Genomic DNA, 23878 nt, shown 5'->3' on the forward strand with positions numbered 1-23878 from the left:
TTTTCTGTATACTGTGGCGATACGCTCTATTTTCGCCCGATGGCACGCAGCTTATCGGGCCTACGTTTACAACCTGGAACACGTTTACCCATGCTCAGTTATCGCCACAGCTTTCACGCTGGCAACCACGCCGACGTCCTTAAACACACGGTTCAGAGCCTGATCATCGAGTCGCTCAAAGAGAAAGATAAACCGTTTCTCTATCTGGACACCCACGCCGGTGCGGGCCGTTATCAGCTGAGCAGTGAACGTGCTGAACGTACCGGTGAGTATCTGGAAGGCATCGCCCGCATCTGGCAGCAGGACGACCTGCCGGCAGAACTCGAGCCGTACATCAGCGTAGTGAATCATTTCAACCGTAGCGGTCAACTGCGCTACTACCCAGGCTCTCCGCTGATTGCCCGCCAGCTGCTGCGCGCGCAGGACAGCCTGCAGCTAACCGAACTGCACCCGAGCGATTTTCCGCTGCTGCGCTCCGAATTCCAGAAAGATGAGCGCGCGCGCGTGGCAAAAGCCGACGGCTATCAGCAGTTGAAATCGAAATTACCACCCGTCTCCCGTCGCGGGCTGATCCTCATCGATCCGCCGTACGAAATTAAAACCGACTACCAGGCGGTAGTGGCCGGTATCCACGAAGGCTATAAGCGTTTCGCGACCGGCACCTATGCCCTGTGGTATCCGGTAGTCCTGCGCCAGCAAATCAAACGCATGACCAAAGAGCTGGAAGCGACCGGCATTCGCCGTATCCTGCAAATTGAGCTGGCGGTTCGTCCGGACAGCGATCAACGCGGCATGACGGCGTCCGGCATGATTGTGGTTAACCCACCGTGGAAGCTGGAACAGCAAATGAACAATGTGCTGCCATGGCTGCACCGCAAACTGGTTCCGGCGGGAACCGGACATACCTCGGTAAGCTGGATCGTACCGGAGTAATCGCAGCCATCGGTGGAACCTTTTGATTTCAGGTATACAATCGCGAATATTTTGGCGGAAGGCATAACGCTTCTCCGCCCTACAATGAACATGAAGGAGCGGTCATGACCAAACACTATGATTACATCGCTATCGGCGGCGGCAGCGGCGGTATCGCCTCCATTAACCGCGCGGCCATGTACGGTCAGAAATGCGCGTTGATTGAGGCCAAAGAACTGGGCGGTACCTGCGTCAACGTTGGCTGCGTACCGAAGAAAGTGATGTGGCATGCCGCACAGGTTCGTGAAGCGATCCATATGTACGGCCCGGACTACGGCTTCGATACCACCATCAATAAATTCGACTGGGACAAGCTGATTGCCACCCGTACCGCCTATATCGACCGCATTCACACCTCGTACGACAACGTACTGGGTAAAAATAATGTCGATGTGATCAAAGGTTTTGCCCGCTTCGTTGATGCCAAGACCATTGAAGTAAACGGTGAAACCATCACCGCCAATCATATTTTGATTGCTACCGGCGGCCGCCCGAGCCACCCGAACATTCCAGGCGTGGAATACGGTATTGATTCCGACGGTTTCTTTGAACTGCCGGCCCTGCCGAAGCGCGTTGCGGTAGTTGGTGCAGGTTACATCGCCGTTGAACTGGCTGGCGTGATTAACGGCCTGGGCGCAGAAACACATCTGTTCGTGCGTAAACACGCGCCACTGCGCAGCTTTGACCCGATGATCGTCGACACGCTGGTTGAGGTAATGAATGCCGAAGGCCCGACCCTGCATACACACGCGATTCCAAAAGCGGTGGTTAAAAATGCAGATGGCAGCCTGACCCTGGAGCTGGAAGATGGTCGTAGCCAGACCGTGGATTGCCTGATCTGGGCGATTGGCCGTGAACCGGCAACCGATAACTTTAACCTGGCGGTTACTGGCGTGAAAACCAACGAAAAAGGCTACATCATCGTTGATAAATACCAGAATACTAGCGTTCCAGGAATTTACGCCGTGGGCGATAACACCGGTGCCGTTGAATTAACGCCGGTTGCCGTTGCCGCGGGTCGTCGCCTGTCCGAACGTCTGTTTAACAACAAGCCGGACGAACATCTGGACTACAGCAACATCCCGACCGTGGTCTTCAGCCATCCGCCAATTGGCACCGTCGGCTTAACCGAGCAACAGGCGCGCGAGCAGCACGGCGATGATCAGGTGAAAGTGTATAAATCATCGTTTACCGCGATGTATACCGCTGTCACCACACACCGTCAGCCGTGCCGTATGAAGCTGGTGTGCGTGGGTCCGGAAGAGAAGATTGTCGGTATTCACGGCATCGGCTTTGGCATGGACGAAATGCTGCAGGGCTTTGCCGTGGCACTGAAAATGGGCGCGACCAAGAAAGACTTCGACAACACAGTCGCTATTCACCCGACCGCGTCGGAAGAATTTGTCACCATGCGTTAATACTATAAATGCCGGATGGCAGCTAATGCCTTATCCGGCCTACAAACACCGTAATATGTAGGCCAGATAAAGCATCAGTCGCCCTTCGGCATTGTATTAATCACTTATCCTGCATATACGGCGTATAGATCCCGTTGAGGCTTTCAAGGAACGCCACGATATCGTCGATATCTTTTTGCGGCAGTTCTTTGCCGACCTGATAACGCAGCATCAGTTTTACCGCGCCGTCGAGGGTTGGCACATCTCCCCGGTGGAAATAAGGCGCAGTCAGTGCAACGTTGCGTAATCCAGGGACTTTCTGGCGCAGCTTATCTCGTAATTCATTGGTGACGTTCATTCGACCAATATCTACGGCAGTGACCTCACCAAAATTAAAGTCCTTTTTCAAGCCTAAGGGTTCAAATGAACGCCCGCCTAAAATAATACCGCCATGGCAGGTGGCACATTTATTTTCCTTAAATAATTGATAGCCATGTTTTTGCTGAGCCGTTAACGCGCTTTCATCACCCCGCAGCCATTTATCAAACGGTGCATTTGGCGTAATTAACGTCTTCTCAAACTCAGCAATCGCATCGGTAATATTGTCCCCGCTGAATCCCTGAGGATAAACGGTGATAAATTCTTGCTTCAGCACCGGGTCTTTATCTAACTTCTGGATAATTTCATCCCAGGATTTCGACGCCATTTCAATCGGGTTTAACGGTGGACCACCCGCCTGCGCCTGCAATGTTGGTGCGCGACCGTCCCAGAATTGTTCCACGTTAAAGACCGAGTTAAACACCGTCGGTGCATTAATCGGTCCAACGGCGCCACCGACACCGATTGACGTTTTCCTGCCATCCACACCGCCTGCGTTTAAGGCGTGGCAGTGCGCACAGGAGATCGTGCTGTCGCCAGAAATGCGCGGGTCATGATACAGCGTAAAGCCCAGCGCCACTTTGCGGGCATCAGTCGGAATACTTTCCGGTATTGGCTGTACGGGCTCATTGCGATGCTGCGTGGCGGTATCACGGCTGGCGTAGTACTGCTCACGTTGTTTGGCTACCCAGCCAAGAATGTCTTCTCGCTCAGCATCGCTGACCTTACCGGCCCAGTGCAGCGCGGTATAACGCGTTGGTGGCATGGTGTCATACTGCATCACCCATTCAATTTTATTCAAATCACTTTGCGAAACGGGTTTATCCGCAACCAGCGCGGCACGAACAGCTTCAAGATTGAATGATTTGTATCCTAATTGAATGTCATAATTCATCAATTGTTTAGCGACGGGAAAGGAAGAATAGAAAGGCAATTCAGCTGAAGGCGTGTGACAATAATCACATCCCTTTTCGCGTAAAAATCCTAATACCTTATTATTGGCTTCCAGCGTAGAGGCCTGAACATCAGCCTGTTTGCTACGTTGATTATCGTGATACCACACATAACCGGATAATCCAAAATAACAAATTACGATGCCTGTTATGGCAATCGCGGTAAGACGGGTAATGATTTTCATTATTTTACCCTCACCGTTGTGAGTTATTGTGACCCAGAAAATTGAAATAATTAATGCGCAGTCTTTGTCAGACTTGACCATCATAGAAAATAAGTGGAGTATTATTTTGATAAGTATCAATCAATTACATGGGCCAGAACTATCATTAGAATAGCCTACACCTATTACAGGGATCGGATGTTAGCTGATTCTGTTCACACCTCGTTGCAATCGAATGTTCTGAAAATGGAAAATATACAGATCGCACAAGACCAATAATTCTTCATTATTATCATTAAGATAGTTTTATTTTTTAAATATTAAAAAACATAAGAACGTGATCAACCGCACGCTTTACTCACCCGACACCGAAGCGAATGTCTACGCTTAACAGACAGCCGGGCAATAGCCGTTTCCTTTCACCATCTCTTTACCGGAGGTCTTTCTCATTATGCTCAACCAGAAACTACCCCACGCCCCTTCAGAAGAACTGACGATCGACCTCGATCTGCTTTATGAAATGGATCCGTGCGAGTTAAAGCTGGATGAAATGATTGAGGCAGAGCCTGAGCCGGAGATGATTGAAGGGCTGCCTGCCTCAGATGCGTTAACGCCCGCCGATCGTTACCTCGAACTGTTCGAACATGTTCAGTCGTCAAAGCTGTTTGCCGACAGCAAAACCTTCCCCGACTGCGCGCCCAAAATGGACCCGCTGGACATTTTGATCCGCTATCGCAAGGTTAAACGGCACCGGGACTTTGACCTGCAGCGCTTTGTTGAGAACCATTTCTGGCTCCCCGAGACCCCGTCGAGTGAGTACGTTTCCAACCCGCAGGACTCGCTGAAAGAGCATATTGACCAGCTGTGGCCAGTGCTGACACGCGAACCGCAGGATCACATTCCCTGGTCTTCGCTGCTGGCGCTGCCGCAGTCATATATTGTGCCAGGCGGACGTTTTAGCGAAACCTACTACTGGGATTCCTACTTCACTATGCTCGGTCTGGCGGAGAGCGGTCGGGGGGATCTGCTGAAATGTATGGCGGATAACTTTGCCTGGATGATTGAAAACTATGGCCATATCCCGAACGGTAATCGGACCTACTACCTGAGTCGCTCTCAGCCGCCGGTGTTTGCACTGATGGTGGAACTGTTTGAAGAAGATGGCGTGCGCGGCGCGCGGCGTTATCTGGATCATCTCAAAATGGAATACGCGTTCTGGATGGATGGCGCAGATTCCCTGGCGTTAAACCAGGCGTACCGTCATGTCATCAGAATGCCAGATGGTTCTCTGCTCAACCGTTATTGGGACGATCGTGATACCCCGCGCGATGAATCGTGGATCGAAGACGTCGAAACGGCCAAGCATTCTGGCCGGCCGCCGAATGAGGTGTATCGGGATTTGCGTGCCGGTGCGGCTTCCGGCTGGGATTACTCCTCACGCTGGCTGCGCGATGCGGGCCGCCTTGCCAGCATCCGCACCACCCAGTTCATCCCCATTGATCTCAACGCCTTCCTGTACAAACTGGAAAGCACCATTGCAAACATTTCGGCACTGAAAGGCGATCGCGAAACCGAGGCTCTGTTTCGCCAGAAAGCCACCAACCGCCGCGCCGCCGTGGACCACTTTCTATGGGATGATGAAAACGGCTGTTATCGGGATTATGACTGGCGACGCGAAGAGATGGCCCTCTTCTCCGCCGCCAGTATCGTGCCGCTGTATGTCGGTATGGCAACTCATGCACAAGCCGACCGCCTCGCTAATGCCGTACGCAGCCGTCTGTTAACCCCCGGGGGTATTATGGCGACGGAATACGAAACCGGTGAACAGTGGGATAAACCCAACGGCTGGGCACCGCTGCAGTGGATGGCGATTCAGGGCTTCAAGCTGTACGGTGACGACCACCTGGGAGATGAGATTGCCCGCAACTGGTTGAAAACGGTTAACTTTTTTTATCAGGAGCACCATAAGCTTATCGAGAAGTACCATATCGCCGACGGCACGCCACGTGAAGGCGGCGGCGGCGAGTACCCGTTGCAGGATGGCTTTGGCTGGACCAACGGCGTCGTGCGCCGATTAATCGGTCTCTACGGCGAGCCGTAACGGTCTGACAGGACGTTGCTCATCAGGCCGTCAGTTAATGGCGTCATACAGCGCGGTATGAATTTTCTGCCATTTCTTGTTTTCGGCGTTTGGCTCCGCGCGAGCGCGTCGTTCGGCTTGCTCGGCGTCATACCGTTGGCGCGCGACAACGTCCGGTTTAGCACAAAAACTTTGCAGATAGCTTTTATGCAGCGACGTCAGCGATGCGCCGTTCGACATCGCATGACTTAGCGTACTCATAAACTGCTGACAGGGCTGGGTTTCATCCATCTGCGAGGGATAGCGCAACAACAGCTTCAGTACAGCAGTATTGCCCGCAGAGAACGCCTGCTCCGTCCACGCCAGCTTCCAGTCCATCCCGCCTTGTAAAAACAATGACGTAATGCGGGTATCATTGCGATCGATAGCCGCCCGCATGGTAAACGCATCCCACGAAATGCCCATGCGGGTCACGGCTTCCCGTGCGGAAGGAGCATCACGTCGCGGTTCCTCTTGTATGATTTCAACCGATTGACCGGCGGTCACCCGCGGCGCAGGCGAGCTAAATAACCAGAATGCGCCCAGCGATATTGCCAGCACCATCGCGCCAACGGCGACCCACAGCATGTTGGAAATCAGCTGCTCACGCTCTTCAGCCGTACGCTGCGCTCGCTTTTCTGGTGGGTCAATGCTGTCGGCAATTTCGTGTTTATCATCCCCGGTCTGTTCAGCCTTTTGCTTTGCCGTTTCCCAGAACTGGCGAACGAGACCCTGATCAGATTCCAGATACGATGCGGGATTGATGCGGACACGACGTTCTTCAAACGCCCGCTGCACGGGGTGGGTAATTTGTCGGTACTGATACTTTAACAACATCAGCTGTACCGAGGTCAGCGGCTGCTGAGCAATGACGCTATTACGTGCTATCCGGCAATCATCAAGAAACATGCGCAGCGTTAAGCGCGGTTCGACAAACAGCGTGAGTACCGAAGTGTCATTAAAAATCTGGGTAAAGTGGCGCACGAACAGTTTCTTATCGACCACCATCAGCGCCAGCTCGCTAAACAACATGCCGTCCAGCGCATCACGCCCCTCACCCAGCTTAAGCCAGCGGCGCAGTCGGTCGGCACCGAAGTGCTGTTTCAGGAAGCTGTTGAGCGGATGCTGGTCCGGCCATACCCTTGCGACAAGGGCTTTGAGGGTTAACTCTATAGCACGAAGTTGGCTCTGCGCTTGCAGCTGCGCCTCCTGTCCTCCACTTTCAATATCGGTTTGATAGTGCAGGATCGGCTGAAGCTGGCGCAGTTGCTCCAGAGACGCGACAAAACGCAGCGCAGAAATGAGCTGATTTTCACTGACATCCTGACCACTTTCATACTGGGGAACATTTTGCTGAAGATGGCGTAACCGCAGGGTGAACTGGCTTAATTGCGCATCGTTCATCTGCAATCGTCTGGCTACCGCCCCCCAGCCACCCAGATTCAGGCGAGCCTGGTCGAGCTGTTCCAGAAACCAGCGCGGGTCTTTTCCCTCTGCAACATGCACACCTAACAACAACAGGATTTCCACCGATGCCTGGCGGATGATCCCCAAACAGTGTTCAAATGGCGTACATGTCGCCGGTAATGCGCTATTGGTCATTATCATCCCTAAAAGGGCCGTAACGGTACGGCCTCACAATGGTCTTTATTGCTCTTTTTATAAACGCGACGCCGTATTAAAACGTGCCGGTGTAAACTGAAACACATTCATATAACAAATGAATGTGTTTTACAGTGATGACCTCGTAATCATGGAAAATTATCAGGAGATAAGCCTGTGCCCGTGTTAAAAACACCACGACTGACCTGCCGCCCGCTGACGGCGTCTGATTGGGATTTTTTCTTAGCATTACAGCAGGATCCTGGCGTAATGCACTATGTCTCCGATGCGCGCTCTGAACAAGACGTACGGGCAATATTCGACTCGCGTTTAGCTAAATGGTCTCCCGGAAGCCCACACTGGCTATGCCTCGTCATGTGCGATAACGACTCGGGAACGCCGCTCGGCGTCACCGGATATGTTCACGAAAATAATGAGTGTGCCGAAGTGGGGTTTCTGCTCGCGCCCGAAGCGCAAGGTAAAGGCTATGGCGCGGAGTCTTTGCATGCCGTGTGTGATTTCGCGTTTACAACCGGCGGGCTACACCGTATGACGGCCTGCGTCACCGCCGGCAATTATGCGTCTCGACGTCTGCTGGAAAAGACGGGATTTATTCTCGAAGGTACACTGCGCGAAAGCTATTGGCTGCATCAAACCTGGCACGATGACTGGATTTTCGGCCTGTTAAAGCACGAATATCCGCTCCGCGCGTCATAAGGCGTCTTACTGAAAAAACGGGCTGTATGGCAGGTACCATAACGGAAGGTTTGCTCTAGAATGGTTCTCTTTGCAGAGAAATCAGTATGTACCGCCATTCATCACATTTTACGCCCGCCTGTATCGCCTTTATTAAACAAGGACAGGGATTGTCGCTGGAAAAATATCAGGATGAACGCGGGGTCTGGGTCATTGGCTACGGGCATGAAATCACCGTAGGTGAAACCTTCACGAGCCAAATTTCAGTAGCACAGGCAGAAACGCTGCTGCTCATGGATCTCTACGCCTGCGAGGAATTAATCCAGGCGAAACTGCCGCAACTGAACGATCTGTTTCAGCTGGAAGCATTAATTGCCTGGATGTTTAGCGTGGGGATAACCCGGTTTTGCGCATCAGAAATGTGGCCTGCTCATATTTCACAGCCAGAGACGATCTGACTGTGAAATAAGCGTTGATTAATGTACTTCGTTTAACATCATCGCCGCCTGGGTACGGTTTTTTACCTCCAGACGCTGATACAGCGACTCCAGATGCGCTTTTACCGTCCCGGTGCTGATATTTAACAGGCGACCAATTTGTTTATTGGACTCCCCTGCAGCCAGCATGGTCAAGATCTCGCGCTGACGCGAACTTAGTGCTTTTATATTTTGGCTACCGCACGCGGTTGGCGTTAAGCAATCTCTGGGATAAAACATCATGCCCATTGCCACGCTATTGAGCGCCAGCGCGAATGTTTCTGCGTCAGCGTCGCGCGGCACAATGGCCAGCACGTTTAACTGTGTCACCTCCTGCAGCCATTTTTTACGGCAATCTGTGGCGGTGATCAGTACTTTTACTGTCGCATAGCGTTGCGCGAGTTGTTGGAGCAGTTCACGGCAAAACTCACTGCCAAGATCGCCATCAAGCATAACCAACGCATTGGGATTGTCTTCCAGCTTTTGCCAAAGGTCATCTGCCTGACTGACACCCTGAACATCCACTCCTGGAAGATTTTCTTGTAAACTGACATTCATTCCATGAATAAATATTGACTGCCTGTCAAACATTATTACCTGCATTATTTCTCTCCGTCTGAATAAGATATTGGCCTTAACACGCGGAAGGGTATTACCCACGGGGTAAAATAAGAACTCACCATTTGGCAGGGGCCATTCTACCGATGAAAGAAGAAGAGAGAAGCAGAAGTTATGAATAGTTACAGCTCAAACAAAAGGATTACATAAAGAGGTCATAAAAAGACTCTGAATTAAGTAATTCCTTATTATTAGCGCATACCTCTCGCCAAGTAATATTAATTAATCAGAGTCTATGTTTTTCACCAAAAATAAGGAACATGGCATATCAGGGAAATATGTTACAAAAAATAATGTAGCATGAAGTGCTTATTTAATCAGAGTCGGTGACCGAATAAGCACGGGACGGGTTTACAGGAACATCCCGCCAGAGACCTCAATGCGCTGCGCGGTCATCCACGCCAGGTCATCACTAAGCAACGCAGCGATGGCATCACCAATATCATCCGGCAGCCCGACACGTCCCAATGCGGTTTGCGAGGCAATATATGCATTCAGCTGCGCATTGTCCCGCACGTTCCCGTCGCCAAAATCGGTTTCAATCGCGCCGGGCGCAATAATGTTCGCCGTAATACCGCGCTCCCCCAACTCTTTTGCCTGATAGCGGGTCAGCACTTCCATCGCGCCTTTCATGGCGGCATAGGCGCTGTAGCCTGGCAGAGCAAAACGCGACAGCCCGGTCGACACATTGAGGATCCTGCCCCCTTGGTTTATCAGCGGCAACAGGCTCTGCGTCAGGAAAAAAGGCCCTTTAAACTGGATGTTCAAAAGCTGGTCAAACTGCACTTCGGTGAAGGCAGAATACGGCGCAGTTATGCCGATTCCGGCGTTGTTCAATAAATAATCAAACCTCGTACATTGCCACTGGGTTTGCAGCGTCTCCTGCATTTGTTCAACAAAGCGCGGAAACGTTGAGATATCGCCGACATTCAGCGGCAATGCTGCTGCTTTGCCGCCAAGTTGGCGAATATCATCCACCACCTGTTGAGCTTCTTTTTCATTGCTGTTCCACGTCAGAATGATGCCCATACCTTTACTCGCCAGCTTAAGCGCCGCGTTTTTCCCCAGTCCACGACCGCCGCCGGTCACCAATACAATACGTTGCGTCATAAGAAACCTCATTTCAGGCGTTGTGAAGATTGAGATAAAGCTTATTAGGTGTTAGAAAAACAATAAATATGTCGAATTGCGCATTACTGTTTCCTTGGGAACAACAATAGGGCAGAGAGATGGATAAAATTCACGCAATGCAGTTGTTCCTCCGCGTCGCAGAACTGGAGAGTTTTTCGCGTGCGGCCGACACCCTCGGACTGCCTAAGGGAAGCGTATCGCGACAAATCCAAGCGCTGGAAAATCATCTGGGTACCCAGTTGCTGCATCGCACCACCCGCCGCGTTCAACTGACCCAGGACGGGATGATCTATTACGAACGTGCGAAAGATCTGTTGAGCAATCTGGATGAGCTGGACGGACTTTTTCATCACGATCCCACCAGCATCAGCGGTAAACTGCGGGTCGATATGCCGGTTGGCGTGGCCAGAAATCTGGTGATGCCCCGCCTGCCTGCCTTTTTGCATCAGTATCCGGGACTTGAGCTAGAACTCAGCAGCAGCGACCGTCTGGTGGATTTAATCCGTGAGGGTTTCGACTGCGTGGTGCGCGTGGGTGCGCTGAAAGATTCAGGGCTGATTGCCCGCCCGCTGGGGAAATTGACGCAGATTAACTGCGCCAGCCCACAGTATCTGGCCCGTTTTGGTTATCCCGAAAGTCTGGACGATTTGGCCTCGCATGCGGTGGTGCATTACGCGGTAAATCTGGGTACCCGTTCTCAGGGCTTTGAAATAGCGACCGACAACGGGCCCCGCTGGATAAAAACCGGCGGCATGCTGACGGTGAACAGTACCGAAACCTATCATGCGGCCTGTCTTGCCGGGTTGGGCATCATTCAGGTCCCACGCGTGGGTGTACGTGAGGCATTGCGCGCCGGTACGCTGGTTGAAGTCTTACCGCAGTATCGCGCCGAACCGATGCCGGTTTCTCTGCTGTATCCACATCGCCGTAATCTCTCCCGCCGGGTCCACCTGTTTATGGAATGGCTGACCGGCGTGATGAAAGACTATGTGGACTGACGCGCTATACTGTCCTGTGAATGCACAGAATAAGGACTACCGCCCTGATGACGCAGGAAAAAGACGTAAAACGCCCCATTCAGGAACTTGAGCACGCGCCGATCGCCAAAATTGACACACCAGAGCGTGACCAGACAGAAACCAACAATAAGACCCATCAGGCGCTGAAAACAGCCCTGACTCTGGCGGAACGCGTTCAACGCCAGCCCATGATCGCCCACCTTATCCGCGCCGCAGAACGTTTTAATGACCGGATGGGAAACCAGTTTGGTGCAGCAATCACCTATTTCTCGTTCCTGTCGATGATCCCTATCCTGATGGTATCGTTCGCTGCCGCCGGTTTTATTCTCGCGTCGCACCCCACGTTATTGCAGGATATCTTCAGTAAAATCCTGGCCAACGTCAGCGATCCGACGCTGGCATCCACGCTGAAAAACACCATCAATACCGCCGTTCAGCAACGTACCACCGTCGGGCTGGTCGGGCTGGGTATCGCCCTTTACTCCGGGGTTAACTGGATGGGAAACCTGCGCGAGGCCATTCGCGCCCAGTCGCGTGATGTCTGGGAACGCACGCCGCAGGATCAGGAGAAAATCTGGGTCAAATATCTGCGCGATTTTGTCTCGCTGATTGGATTACTGATTGCGCTGATTGTCACCCTGTCAATTACCTCCATCGCCGGTTCCGCCCAGCAGATGATAATCTCGGCCCTGTACCTCGATGGTATTGACTGGCTGAAACCCGCCTGGCGACTGATCGGCCTGGCGATCTCTATTTTCGCCAACTATCTGTTGTTCTTCTGGATTTTCTGGCGACTCCCGCGTCATCGCCCACGTAAGAAGGCGCTCATTCGCGGTACCTTTATTGCGGCCTTTGGCTTTGAAGCAATCAAAATTATTATGACTTACACGCTGCCGTCGCTGGTGCAATCCCCGTCAGGCGCGGCGTTTGGCTCGGTATTAGGTCTAATGGCTTTCTTCTACTTCTTCGCCCGTTTGACCCTGTTCTGCGCCGCCTGGATAGCCACCGCGGAATACAAAGACGACCCGCGTATGCCGGGGAAAACACACCGCTAATCTTCGTTAACTGCCGGATGGCGCTACGCTTATCTGCCCTACTGGTGAGTTTTGTAGGCCGGATAAGCGTAGCGCCATCCGGCAATTATAATGCCGCCCGCTCTCACTGATTCAGTGAATAAATCCAACCCGTAACTTTTATTTAACCAAAAACCAGTTTTATCATCCAAGTTTTAAATTATGTGAAGCATTTCATAGAAGCGAAATCTTCGGCCTAAACATTATCCCCTTTTTGCCCGATTTTTGACCAAGCGCAACGTTTGTTACAGATTGAAATGTCTCTTTTGCTGTGCGTAATATGACCGTTCGTTCGACAAAAAATAAGAAAATATTATGCAAGCAACCGCCACAACGCTCGACAACGAACAGGAACACGCCCCGGTCAATTCGCGCAATAAAGTCGTCGTCGCCTCACTCATCGGTACCGCCATTGAGTTCTTCGACTTCTATATTTACGCGACCGCCGCGGTGATCGTTTTCCCCCATATCTTCTTCCCGCAGGGCGACCCGGCGGCGGCCACGCTGCAGTCTCTCGCCACCTTTGCTATCGCCTTTGTGGCGCGGCCGATCGGCTCGGCGGTGTTCGGACATTTCGGCGACCGCGTCGGGCGTAAGGTCACGCTGGTTGCTTCGCTGCTGACCATGGGGATCTCGACGGTGATTATCGGCTTGTTGCCGGGTTATGCGTCGATTGGGATTTTCGCCCCGATCCTGCTGGCACTGGCGCGTTTTGGTCAGGGATTGGGTCTTGGCGGTGAATGGGGCGGTGCTGCATTGCTGGCCACAGAAAATGCCCCACCGCGCAAACGGGCGCTCTATGGGTCCTTCCCGCAGTTGGGCGCACCGATCGGCTTCTTCTTTGCCAACGGCACGTTTCTGCTGCTCTCCTGGCTGCTGACCGATGAGCAGTTTATGAGCTGGGGCTGGCGTGTACCGTTTATAGCCTCTGCGGTACTGGTGATTATCGGTCTGTACGTTCGCGTCTCACTGCATGAATCCCCGGTGTTCGCCAAAGTCGCGGCAGCGAAAAAGCAGGTTAAGATCCCGCTGGGAACCCTGCTGACAAAACATGTTCGCGTCACGATCCTCGGCACGTTTATCATGCTGGCGACCTATACGCTGTTCTATATCATGACCGTTTACTCAATGACCTTCAGTACCGCCGCCGCCCCTGTGGGCCTTGGTTTACCGCGTAATGAAGTCCTGTGGATGCTGATGATGGCGGTGATTGGCTTTGGCGTGATGGTCCCGGTTGCCGGACTGCTGGCCGACGCGTTTGGTCGTCGCAAGAGCATGCTCATCATCACCACGCTTATCATTCTGTTCGCCCTGTTCGCCTTTAAACCGCTGCTGGGTTCTGGCAATCCGGCGCTGGTCTTTGTCTTCCTGCTGCTGGGGCTGAGCCTGATGGGGCTGACATTCGGCCCGATGGGCGCGCTGCTGCCGGAGCTGTTCCCGACCGAGGTGCGCTACACGGGCGCGTCGTTCTCGTATAACGTTTCATCGATTCTCGGCGCGTCCGTGGCCCCCTACATCGCGGCATGGTTGCAAGGTAACTATGGTTTGCCGGCCGTCGGGATTTATCTGGCCTCGATGGCCGCATTAACGCTGATCGCGCTGCTGTTAATCCACGAGACGCGTCATCAGTCGTTGTGATTCTTTTGCCGGATGGCGGTGTAACCACCTCATCCGGCCTACGTTGAGCATGAAATCCAGGCCGGGTAAACATCCGGCCAGACATCACTTCTTCATTTGCGACAAAATCGTCCGGCACTGATTAGCCTCACCTTCTGACGGTGAGATCAGTGCCAGCAGGGCGGCAGCCGGCGTGACGAGCGTTGCCAGTGCCGCGGCGACGGCCCCACGCGCAATCAGCGGCCCTGCTTTCACTCCGGCCTGCGGATTTTTGAATGTCCCGCGAACATACAGCGGTGAGCGCAGCGTAATAATACGAATGCCTTTACTCTCCGGATCGACGGTTAAATCCAGCTGTTCAGAGGCAAAACTCGCTGTTCCCGTAACATTGATAACCGCATTTTCGGTATCAAAAGCAAAAATTTGCGGGCGCGCAACGCCATTGACGATATCCAGATTCGCCGCCGCACAGTTCACTCGCACTTCGTCATCACCAAATATCTGTCCGACGATATAGTTGCCCAAATTCAGCCCCACTATTTCCATCAGGTTTCGACTGATCAACCCGTCGTTCATCAACAACTTCAGGTTGCCATTACTGTTTCCGAGCAGCGCAGCCACCGAATTCCCGCTCCCGCGAAATTCGGCATCACCATTCATTTCACCGAGCGTTTTCTGCATCAGTTCCACATCCGGCATCAGCTCTTTCAGCTTCAGACGACGCGCCTGAATAGTCGCCCGGCCCTGCATCGGCTTTTTATCCCCTTCCAGATGAATGCGAGAGACGATGCTGCCTCCTGCCAGACCAAATTTCAGCGGCTGCAGTTGCAGGTCGGCATTGTTCAGGATGATATGGGCGGAGAGATCGCTTACCGGCAGGCTGCTGCCGTGCTCAATACGCCGTCCCTTGAAGCGCACATCGGCATCCATCACGTTCCATTTATCGGTTTCGAAACGGTCGTACGGCAAGACTTTATCCGCGGGCTGAACGCTCTTCTCGCCTTTACGCTGTTCAGATTGTTTGGCGCGTTGTGCACCTTTACCGGAATCCACGCCAATCAGCGGCCCTAAATCCGCCAGCCGCAGCTGGCGCGACTCAACGTCGCCTTCCAGTTTCGGGCGCGGCTGGCCGGTGGTGTAAGCCAGCGTGCCGTGAATATCGCTGTCGCCGATGCGGCCATTAAAGTCGCGATAACTAAATACGGCAGATTTCTCGCTGCCTATTTTGGCCACCAGCCGCCCGTCTGTTTCAAAGGGGGGAGTATCCGGCAGCAGAACGCCGGTCAAATCGTACAAATCCCCGAGCGAATCACCGGAGAATTTCAACTGAAGATCGACGCCGCCCATATTCATCGGGTCATTTACCGCACCGACAAAGGCCACCCGCGTATTAGCTGAACGGAAATCGGCCTGCACCGGGAACGGTGTGCCTTCGCCGCGTAACGCCAGCATTCCACCGATTTTTCCACTGCCGGTTAGCGGTTCACCGCGATACCGCCCCTGTGCCTTCAGGCCGAAAACGTAATCGCCAACGTTGGCACGCTTTTCTGTGCTTTTCGTTCCCGTCACTTCGCTAAAGGGCAACGGTTTGCCCAGCGGATCAACGACGATTTCAATCTCCGATTGGGTGATCTTATCGTTGATGGCGATACGTCCTTGATCGAACAAAATATTATCGAGTCGAAATGACCAGGCTGAAGGCGGGGTGTTGGGATCGGGGTTTTCACTCCCCGCGAGGGTAAAGGTCCAGTTGTTGTTTTTCTCCGACAGGCGAATAAGCCGCGCGTCCGGTTTCACCAGCTTAATCCACGGTAGCCAGACCGTTTTGGTCAGCAACGCCAGCGGCGCGAGCGTGGCTTCAACGCGCGGGAGATGCACCATGGTGATGTCAGGGATATCCGGCGGGTTGCCGAGGATAATATCCTCCGCATGAATGTGCGGCCACGGAACCCAGCTTCGCCAGCCGGTTTCCTGCTTCTGGCGTTCCCAGACGACGCCCAAATCACCGCGTATCGCGAACGGTCGGTTGAGTTCAGTAGAGACTTTCTGGTTGATGGTCGGTTTGAGCCGGTTCCAGTCAAATGTCGCAATCACGATGATGAGTACGACGATCAACAACAAGAAAACCCCTGATACTGCTGTGGTTATTTTGCCTGCTTTCGTCATCTTTTACCTCCTCACTTTCTTCCTTGCCTGTTCTAAAGATAGTCCAGCAGGGTTAAAAGGAGGCCGATGACGCCAACATCACAGCGACAATATCACCTCTTCAAGGGTATTCAGGGGAACCGGACGCGAGAGAAAATAGCCCTGCGCAGCAAACGCCGGTGAGTTTTGCACGTCGCGCCACTCTTCCAGTGTTTCCACACCTTCAACAATCACACCGCGGCAATAACGGTTCATCAACTGCAGCAGCAGTGTGAACAGGTTGCGGCCTTCCGGCGTCTGGCGCAGCATAATAAACAGATCCCGCGCTACCTTAATGTAGTCATAGCTGACTTCGCTCAGAGCGGAGAAATTCGCCATCCCGGTGCCAAAGTCATCCAGCCAAAGCGGGCCAAACTCGCACATTGAGGCAAATGACGCTCCCTTCGGTAAACGAATATGCTCCACCAGTTCAAAGCGCAGCCACGGCAGGCATTCAATGATTTTCAGTATGTCGGGATCCTGGCGCATCGCCAGCAGCGTCGGGCCATCGACGTTCACCGACGCCAGCAGGTCGTGGGCTCTGAAAAAGTCGCTTTTCAGTTGGAGTTGCAGAAGCTGCTCTTTCACCACGTCAATACGATGACGTACGGTTATTTCGGCAAAATAGCGGTCCGGCGCAAGACGCTGGGCAGGATTGTCAGGATGGCTCACTACTGTCAGCAGTTCAACGGCCATCAGCCGCCCATTGGTCTGGTAAATCGGCTGGTAGGTGTAAGCACGCTCGCACTGCAGCCAATAGCGTCTCTCCAGCAAGCTCTCGATACTCGCATCAGGCGTAATTAGCTGCTGGGTAACCTGCTTTATCATCTGAGATGTCCTGTAAATAAGAGTGTGACTGACCGGACTCGTCAAAGGTTATCGGCGCTCGGGCGCAGAACTTTACGTTCAGCACATCGCAAAATAAAAACCAGGCAGCAAAAAAATTGCGCAGAATACGCGTTGGCTCAAAAAATTAATGGAACGATGTTTTAATATAGTTGACCACTTAACACCCACAGCGCACACTACCGTTAATTTTTTTCAGAGCAGGTTACGACTATGTCCAGCAAGATTGCCGTGATTGGCGAATGCATGATTGAACTGTCACAGAAAGGCGCAGACGTTCAGCGCGGTTTCGGTGGCGACACGTTGAATACATCCGTTTATATCGCCCGTCAGGTCGATTCTGCGGCCCTTTCTGTACACTATGTCACGGCGCTGGGCACGGACAGTTTCAGCCAACAGATGCTGGAATCCTGGCATGGCGAAAACGTCGATACCTCATTAACGCAACGCATGGACAATCGCCTTCCGGGTCTCTATTACATTGAGACAGACAGCACCGGCGAACGTACCTTCTATTACTGGCGTAATGAAGCCGCGGCAAAATTCTGGCTGGAGAGTGAACAATCCGCCGCCATTTGCGAAGAGCTGGCGACGTTCGACTACCTGTACCTGAGCGGTATAAGCCTGGCGATCTTAAGCCCGACCAGCCGCGAGAAACTGCTGTCACTGCTGCGCGAATGCCGCGCCAACGGCGGAAAAGTCATTTTTGACAACAACTACCGCCCGCGCTTGTGGAGCAGTAAAGAAGAGACGCAGCAGGTGTATCAGCAGATGCTGGAGTGCACCAATATCGCGTTCCTGACGCTGGATGATGAAGACGCGCTGTGGGGTGAAAAACCCGTTGCTGAGGTCATTGCCCGCACCCACGCGGCCGGTGTGCAAGAGGTAGTGGTGAAACGCGGCGCAGACTCGTGCCTGGTGTCTATCAATGGCGAAGAGCTCATTGATGTACCGGCGGTAAAACTGCCGAAAGAGAAAGTGATTGATACCACTGCCGCAGGCGACTCGTTCAGCGCCGGGTATCTGGCCGTACGCTTAACCGGTGGTGATGCCGCAGAAGCCGCCAAACGCGGTCATCTGACGGCCAGCACGGTGATTCAGCATCGCGGGGCGATTATTCCCCGCGACGCAATGCCGCAGTAACTTATTGTTCTTGTAGGCCGGATAAGGCGTTAACGCCGCATCCGGCATTGGGTACGCCGGGGGCGCTTCGCTTGCCCGGCCTACAGGTTACGATACCCTCTACTGTACTGGCGGAATATCCGTCACTTCAGGATGCGACTCATCGGTTTCAACCGACGCTGCCGCAGCGGCCACCGGCGCCATGATGGCATCCCACGTCGCCTGCAGATCCTTCATATTGAATTCCGGCTCACCCTTCGGCTGCAGCAGAATGAGTGCCATTTCTTGCGACAGTTGCTGGCGCAGGTCCTGATTCAACATTTCTACGGTCAGGCCATTGAGGAAGTTCTGGCGTAAACGCTGGTATTGTTCCGGCGCAATATCCACCACCTGATTTTGCAGCGAGCGCAGGCGCTGGCTGATTAAGATATCGGTATCGGTTCGGCCATAGGTGGCAAACAGCTTCTGCAGTTCCAGATTTTTTTGTGCCACCAGCGCGTTAAATTCATCTTCCGGCAGCCCCTTATCACGCACTTTCGCCAACTCACGCGCCACCGTACCCAGATTCGCATTCAGCTTATCATTCGGTGACTCAACGTTAATGGCGCACTGCGCACGCAGGAACAACACCCGACAGTCAAAGCCGAGGCCGATATCTTTCGCATTGTTTTTAGTAAGCGTCTGCTGAATGTGCCAGAACAGCGCTTCACGGGCTAAATCAGCACGCCAGTAGCGCAACAGCGCGGCAGATTCACGAATCGGTTGCCACGGCGTATCCCACATGATGGAGAGGCGATCCTGGCGTACCGCATCGGTCATAATGCTCACCGCTTCAGCGCGTAGCGGAGAAAGTGTCGGCACCGGTGCCGGAGTCTCACGTTTACCTTTTAATTCGCCGAAGGTTTTGTTGATTTGCTCTGCCACGTTACGTGCGTCAACGTTGCCGACGATAATCAGCGTCATGGCATCCGGGGTATACCATTTCTGGTAGAACGACTGGATTTTCTCAGCATCGACCGGGGTTTTCAGCGGATCGGCAGGATCGTGTCCCAGCAGCGTTGATCCTTTCAGTCGGTAGCGCCACCAGCCTTCTTTGGTGTCCACCGGCCAGGTTGTCACCATATCTTCGCTACTCAGCGCATGGTTGATGGTTTCTGGCGTGATGGTCAGTTTGCCGGAGATAGTCGCCAGATAAGAGAGCGACTCTTTCAGCAGGTCGTTACGGCTGTTGGGCAAGCTGAGGTTATACAGTGTGGAATCATAGGAAACGATAACAGGCGGCATGGGACGCTTGGGATCGAACCCCTGCTGCCACAGTGAACGGGCTTGCGTGGCATCAAGGCCACCGCTTTGCGTCAGCGCGATACGCGGGATCGCATGGCTGAAACCACTCTGTTGTGTATTTTCGGTGAGTGAACCGGTATTAACCAGCAGGCGAACCTCGATACGGTCGCTGGGGCGCTGGGGGGTGGCTAATACTTGCCACTGTAAACCGTTTGCCAGCGTACCCTGTTGCCACGCCGGGTCAGGCTGGAGCGCATCTGCCTGCACATAGCCGGCAGAGGCCATCATCAGCAAGCTGCCCGCTAAAAGTCGAATTTTTGTGCCCTGCATGTGAACCCCTGATCAACAATCCTGGTAATAAAAAGACAGCCCTGAACAGGACTCTCTGAATATGACGTTAAAACACTTCGTGTTAGACCGCGAAAACATAAAAATGTCACGGAAGAAGTGAAAAAATCCCGAAGCCATCGGATCGACGGCTTCAGGTACAGGGGGTAATTATGCGCAGGAGCCCGTAGCCCTACAAGGGACTACGGGCAGAAGTGACGAGATTAAGAGGATAAATCGTGCGTTTTGCCATCCTGCGCACGGTTATTCAGCGTGTCATCCAGCTTTTTGGTATCCAATTCTTTCACCCACTTAGCCACAACGACCGTGGCCACACCGTTACCAATCAGGTTGGTCAGCGCACGGGCTTCAGACATAAAGCGGTCAATACCGAGAATCAACGCCAGACCGGCAATCGGTAAATGGCCCACAGCGGAGATCGTCGCCGCCAGGACAATGAAGCCACTTCCGGTGACACCCGCAGCCCCTTTCGAGGAGAGCAGCAGCACCACCAACAAGGTTATCTGATGGAAGATATCCATATGACTGTTCGTGGCCTGAGCGATAAACACCGCCGCCATCGTCAGATAGATCGATGTCCCATCAAGGTTAAACGAGTAACCGGTAGGGATAACCAGCCCGACCACCGACTTCCGACAGCCCAGTTTTTCCATCTTATCAAGCATACGCGGCAGCGCGGACTCGGAAGATGATGTCCCCAGAACGATCAGCAATTCTTCACGGATATAGCGGATGAACTTGAAGATGCTAAAGCCGGTTGCACGAGCAATAGACCCCAGCACCACCACCACAAACAGAATACAGGTGATGTAGAAGCAGATAATCAACTGCCCCAGCTGTACCAGCGTACCGACGCCATATTTACCGATGGTAAAGGCCATGGCCCCGAAAGCACCGATTGGCGCCAGGCGCATGATCATGTTGATGATGCCGAAAATGACCTGCGAGAAGCTTTCAATCACGTTGAAAATCATTTGGCCTTTGCTGCCCAGACGGTGCAGCGCGAAACCAAACATCACCGCGAACAGCAATACCTGCAGGATGTTGCCGCTGGCGAACGCGCCAATGACGCTACCTGGGATAATATCCATCAGGAAGCCCACAATCCCCTGGTCTTTTGCCTGCTCAGCGTAAATCGCGACAGCTTTGGCATCCAGCGTGGCCGGATCAACGTTCATCCCGGCACCGGGTTGCACCACGTTGACAATGATAAGACCGATGATCAGCGCAATCGTACTGACTACTTCAAAATAAAGCAGTGCAACCGCACCCGTGCGGCCTACTGCTTTCATACTTTCCATGCCTGCAATGCCGGTAACGACAGTACAGAAGATGACGGGAGCGATGACCATCTTAATGAGCTTAACGAACGCGTCGCCAAGCGGTTTCATTTGGGCGCCCAATTCAGGGTAGTAATGGCCAAGGAGAATACCGATGGCAATCGCTGTCAGGACCTGAAAGTAAAGGCTTTTGAATATTGAGGTTTTCATAGGGTGTCCTTAAAGTAAAAACCACAGGTCTTGTAAGGTTTTATTTAACCTGCGGCCCTAAAGTAACACCCACACAACATGACAGAAATGTACAAAGATCATAATTGATACAAAAATGTTAAAAATTTTGAGCTGGCTCGCACAAGCGCACCCTTTTTTAAGTTTTGTAATCAGCCCATTACTGCGTTAAATAACGTTCTTCGAAGATATCTGCCGGAACTGGACGGGCAAATAAGAATCCCTGCGCCACTTCCACGCCCGCCTGTTCCAACCACGCGCGTTGGGCTTCGGTTTCGACACCTTCGGCAATCATCTGTAAATCGAGGCTGTGCGCCAGCTGAATAATCGCCGTGATCATGCTGCAATCCTCAGGCACGCCGTCGACAAACATCTTATCGATTTTGAGCACATCCACCGGCAGCGACTTCATATGCTGTAGCTGGCGTAAACCGGCGTAGCCCATACCAAAGTCATCCAACGCGATACGCACACCTGCATTACGCAGCGGGCGCAAAATGGCAACGGCCGCGTTGGGATCATCGATATGTCGGCTTTCGGTCACTTCGAGAATCAGCGTGCCGGGCTTCACACGATACCGGTTTAGTAGTTCCAGCAGGTCTGACACCATATTCGGGTGCATTAACTGCAGTGCAGAAAGATTGACCGATAGTGGAAGCATCAGACCGCGCTCCTGCCAGGCAGCAAGCTGGCGGCAGGACTCTTCCAGCACCCAGTACCCGACAGTTACCATCAGACCACAGGATTCAATCCTGTCGATTAACCCTTCCGGCAGTTCCCAGCTTCCATCCGGCTGCTGCATCCGTAACAGCGCTTCCGCACTCAGTATTTTGCCGCTGGCAATTTCTACCTGCGGCTGCATCCACAGCGCAAAGTGCTGGTTGTCCAGCGCGGTAAGAATGTCGTTCTCTTCCGTCAAACGCTGCTGAGCTTCTTCCATTTGCTGCGGGTCAAAGAACTGAATCTGGTTTTTACCCTTCCGGCGTGAGGTGAGTGCCGCAGAGAGCGCACGGCTGTAAAGCTGCTCTGCGGTTAAGTCGCCATAAAACATCGCGACCCCAATATTGCAGTTGGGGCGCAGTTGGATGCCGTGGATAGGCAAACGCTCATTAATGATAGTGAGTACTTGCTGACCTAATGTGATGGCATGCCAGGGTTCCTTCACACCATGCGCAATAATGGCAAAATCGTAGCCACTTACCTGGGTAAGCACCATTCTGGGCGCCAGTACCGACTTGAGTTTTTCGACAACCGTCAGCAGCAGGATTTCCCGCTGAGTTTCGCTCAGCACGCCTGCGGTATCCCGCAACGTTTCGCAGGTGACAATCATCAGTGCTGTGGTCTGCTTACGGGATACAACCTGCTCCAGCAGCCCCATTAAAAACGTTTTGTTGGGCAGTTCGGAGACCGGAAAACGCATTGAATAGTCGCTCAACTCTTCGCTGCGGCGCTGCACCAACTGCTGGTTCAGGTTGTAGCTGCGCACCAGCATGCCAATCTCATCATCCTGATGCAGGCGCGGCAACGCCAGTTGGTAGCCCATTAACGCCTGCTGAGGGATCTCATTCAGTTCTCGGGCTATTTTACGTAACGGATGCACAATCAAGCGGTTAATACACCAGGAGATCGCCACCGTCAGGACCAGGGATAAAAGTAAGTAAATGGTCACTAACGTTGAGAGCGTGCTCATCACGAATTTGTACATACGGTACGAATCCGCCTGCAGCACCAGATAGGCCAGCGGCTGTGGGTTGGCAGAACGCTCCAGAGAATAGACCGGCAGCGAGATCTGCACCGGTAGTTCGAACAGACGCGTCACCGTTACCGGGACCGAACGTTCGGGAATAAAGCTCATCCGCAAAGCCTGAAACTGATTCGGCAGTACCACATCGGCACGGCTGACCACGCCCGCGGGCTGAATTCGCCGTAAAATCGTCTCCGCTTCGGGGATATCCCCTTTCAGAATGGTGGCCGACAGGGGCTCACGTACAGAGCGGGCGATACTTTCCAGTTGCGTAGCCGTGTTATAGCGGTTCTGCTGTACCAAATGAAACAGCAAAACGGTGCAAAAAATAAAAACAAACACCATGACTACGGCCGCAACCATCGCCATCTGCTTAATTGTTAACGAGCGACTGACACGCAAACTGACTCTCCATGGATAAATAAAACTGCCGTCAGAGTATACCCGATCATAGCGTTATTAAGAGAGGCGCTATCTGAAAAGTTCCCATCGCGTATTTTCGCCGCAGGTTTGACGCCTGGCGTGGAAAGTTACCGACAGAAAGGCGAAAAAGGCCGCAAGATTACGCCTCACCGGACAAGCCCGGTTTATCGATGATTCTGCGGTAACACATCACCCCAACCACTT

At 53.0% G+C, this 23878-nt stretch carries 18 protein-coding genes; 9 read left to right on the forward strand and 9 right to left on the reverse strand.

What is annotated here, in order from left to right:
- The first annotated feature begins 90 nt into the window (after positions 1–90).
- Positions 91–933 carry a 23S rRNA (adenine(2030)-N(6))-methyltransferase RlmJ gene (locus FDX22_RS28630; protein WP_096759184.1) on the forward strand — a complete coding sequence of 281 codons (843 nt, stop codon included), beginning with the start codon at positions 91–93 and terminating at the stop codon, positions 931–933.
- A gap of 104 nt (positions 934–1037) precedes the next feature.
- Complete coding sequence (gene gorA / locus FDX22_RS28635) at positions 1038–2390, forward strand: glutathione-disulfide reductase (protein WP_146718135.1); 1353 nt, start codon at positions 1038–1040, stop codon at positions 2388–2390.
- A 100-nt stretch (positions 2391–2490) separates the two neighbouring features.
- Here the strand turns inward: gorA and FDX22_RS28640 are convergent, their stop codons facing one another.
- Positions 2491–3885 carry a cytochrome-c peroxidase gene (locus FDX22_RS28640; protein WP_115257228.1) on the reverse strand — a complete coding sequence of 465 codons (1395 nt, stop codon included), beginning with the start codon at positions 3883–3885 and terminating at the stop codon, positions 2491–2493.
- 430 nt (positions 3886–4315) lie between these two features.
- On the opposite strand from FDX22_RS28640, the gene FDX22_RS28645 reads away from it, so the two are divergent.
- Complete coding sequence (locus FDX22_RS28645; protein WP_146718136.1) at positions 4316–5965, forward strand: alpha,alpha-trehalase; 1650 nt, start codon at positions 4316–4318, stop codon at positions 5963–5965.
- Between the two features lie 30 nt (positions 5966–5995).
- Here FDX22_RS28645 and FDX22_RS28650 read toward each other — a convergent pair whose 3' ends face one another.
- Positions 5996–7585 (reverse strand): STY4199 family HEPN domain-containing protein, encoded by a 1590-nt coding sequence (locus FDX22_RS28650; RefSeq protein WP_146718137.1) that lies wholly within the window; start codon positions 7583–7585, stop codon positions 5996–5998.
- Between the two features lie 177 nt (positions 7586–7762).
- On the opposite strand from FDX22_RS28650, the gene FDX22_RS28655 reads away from it, so the two are divergent.
- Together FDX22_RS28655 and FDX22_RS28660 are read left to right on the forward strand one after the other, a co-directional pair.
- Entirely contained in the window at positions 7763–8302 is a 540-nt protein-coding gene (locus FDX22_RS28655) for a GNAT family N-acetyltransferase (RefSeq protein WP_146718138.1), read from the forward strand.
- An 86-nt stretch (positions 8303–8388) separates the two neighbouring features.
- Positions 8389–8739, forward strand: a complete 351-nt coding sequence (locus FDX22_RS28660) for a lysozyme (protein WP_117342504.1) — start codon at positions 8389–8391, stop codon at positions 8737–8739.
- Between the two features lie 18 nt (positions 8740–8757).
- Here the strand turns inward: FDX22_RS28660 and FDX22_RS28665 are convergent, their stop codons facing one another.
- Positions 8758–9360 (reverse strand): response regulator transcription factor, encoded by a 603-nt coding sequence (locus tag FDX22_RS28665; RefSeq protein WP_096759179.1) that lies wholly within the window; start codon positions 9358–9360, stop codon positions 8758–8760.
- 366 nt (positions 9361–9726) lie between these two features.
- Positions 9727–10485 carry an SDR family NAD(P)-dependent oxidoreductase gene (locus tag FDX22_RS28670; protein WP_146718139.1) on the reverse strand — a complete coding sequence of 253 codons (759 nt, stop codon included), beginning with the start codon at positions 10483–10485 and terminating at the stop codon, positions 9727–9729.
- A gap of 119 nt (positions 10486–10604) precedes the next feature.
- Here FDX22_RS28670 and FDX22_RS28675 point away from each other — a divergent pair, with 119 nt between their 5' ends.
- From FDX22_RS28675 to FDX22_RS28685, 3 genes are all read left to right on the forward strand, one after another.
- Entirely contained in the window at positions 10605–11504 is a 900-nt protein-coding gene (locus FDX22_RS28675; protein WP_096759177.1) for a LysR family transcriptional regulator, read from the forward strand.
- A gap of 47 nt (positions 11505–11551) precedes the next feature.
- Positions 11552–12580, forward strand: coding sequence for an inner membrane protein YhjD (yhjD, locus tag FDX22_RS28680; protein WP_115257221.1), 1029 nt, complete (start codon positions 11552–11554; stop codon positions 12578–12580).
- A 333-nt stretch (positions 12581–12913) separates the two neighbouring features.
- Positions 12914–14236, forward strand: a complete 1323-nt coding sequence (locus tag FDX22_RS28685; RefSeq protein ID WP_146718140.1) for an MFS transporter — start codon at positions 12914–12916, stop codon at positions 14234–14236.
- Between the two features lie 84 nt (positions 14237–14320).
- On the opposite strand, the gene FDX22_RS28690 is transcribed toward FDX22_RS28685, so the two are convergent.
- Positions 14321–16381 carry an AsmA family protein gene (locus FDX22_RS28690; RefSeq protein WP_135911249.1) on the reverse strand — a complete coding sequence of 687 codons (2061 nt, stop codon included), beginning with the start codon at positions 16379–16381 and terminating at the stop codon, positions 14321–14323.
- 78 nt (positions 16382–16459) lie between these two features.
- Positions 16460–17227 (reverse strand): cyclic-guanylate-specific phosphodiesterase, encoded by a 768-nt coding sequence (gene pdeH / locus FDX22_RS28695; RefSeq protein ID WP_146718141.1) that lies wholly within the window; start codon positions 17225–17227, stop codon positions 16460–16462.
- 231 nt (positions 17228–17458) lie between these two features.
- On the opposite strand from pdeH, the gene FDX22_RS28700 reads away from it, so the two are divergent.
- On the forward strand, positions 17459–18388 hold the full coding sequence (locus FDX22_RS28700) for a sugar kinase (RefSeq protein ID WP_096759172.1): 930 nt from the start codon (positions 17459–17461) through the stop codon (positions 18386–18388).
- Between the two features lie 99 nt (positions 18389–18487).
- Here FDX22_RS28700 and FDX22_RS28705 read toward each other — a convergent pair whose 3' ends face one another.
- The 3 genes from FDX22_RS28705 to hmsP all read right to left on the reverse strand — a co-directional run bounded on the left by FDX22_RS28705 (position 18488) and on the right by hmsP (position 23653).
- Positions 18488–19981: a pitrilysin family protein gene (locus FDX22_RS28705; RefSeq protein ID WP_115257218.1), complete on the reverse strand. Its 1494-nt coding sequence runs from the start codon at positions 19979–19981 to the stop codon at positions 18488–18490.
- 221 nt (positions 19982–20202) lie between these two features.
- Positions 20203–21489 carry a dicarboxylate/amino acid:cation symporter gene (locus tag FDX22_RS28710; RefSeq protein ID WP_115257217.1) on the reverse strand — a complete coding sequence of 429 codons (1287 nt, stop codon included), beginning with the start codon at positions 21487–21489 and terminating at the stop codon, positions 20203–20205.
- A 178-nt stretch (positions 21490–21667) separates the two neighbouring features.
- Entirely contained in the window at positions 21668–23653 is a 1986-nt protein-coding gene (hmsP, locus tag FDX22_RS28715) for a biofilm formation regulator HmsP (RefSeq protein WP_096759169.1), read from the reverse strand.
- Between the last annotated feature and the right edge of the window lie 225 nt (positions 23654–23878).

Source organism: Citrobacter sp. TBCS-14 (assembly GCF_005280805.1).
Taxonomy (GTDB): Bacteria; Pseudomonadota; Gammaproteobacteria; order Enterobacterales; family Enterobacteriaceae; genus Citrobacter; species Citrobacter gillenii.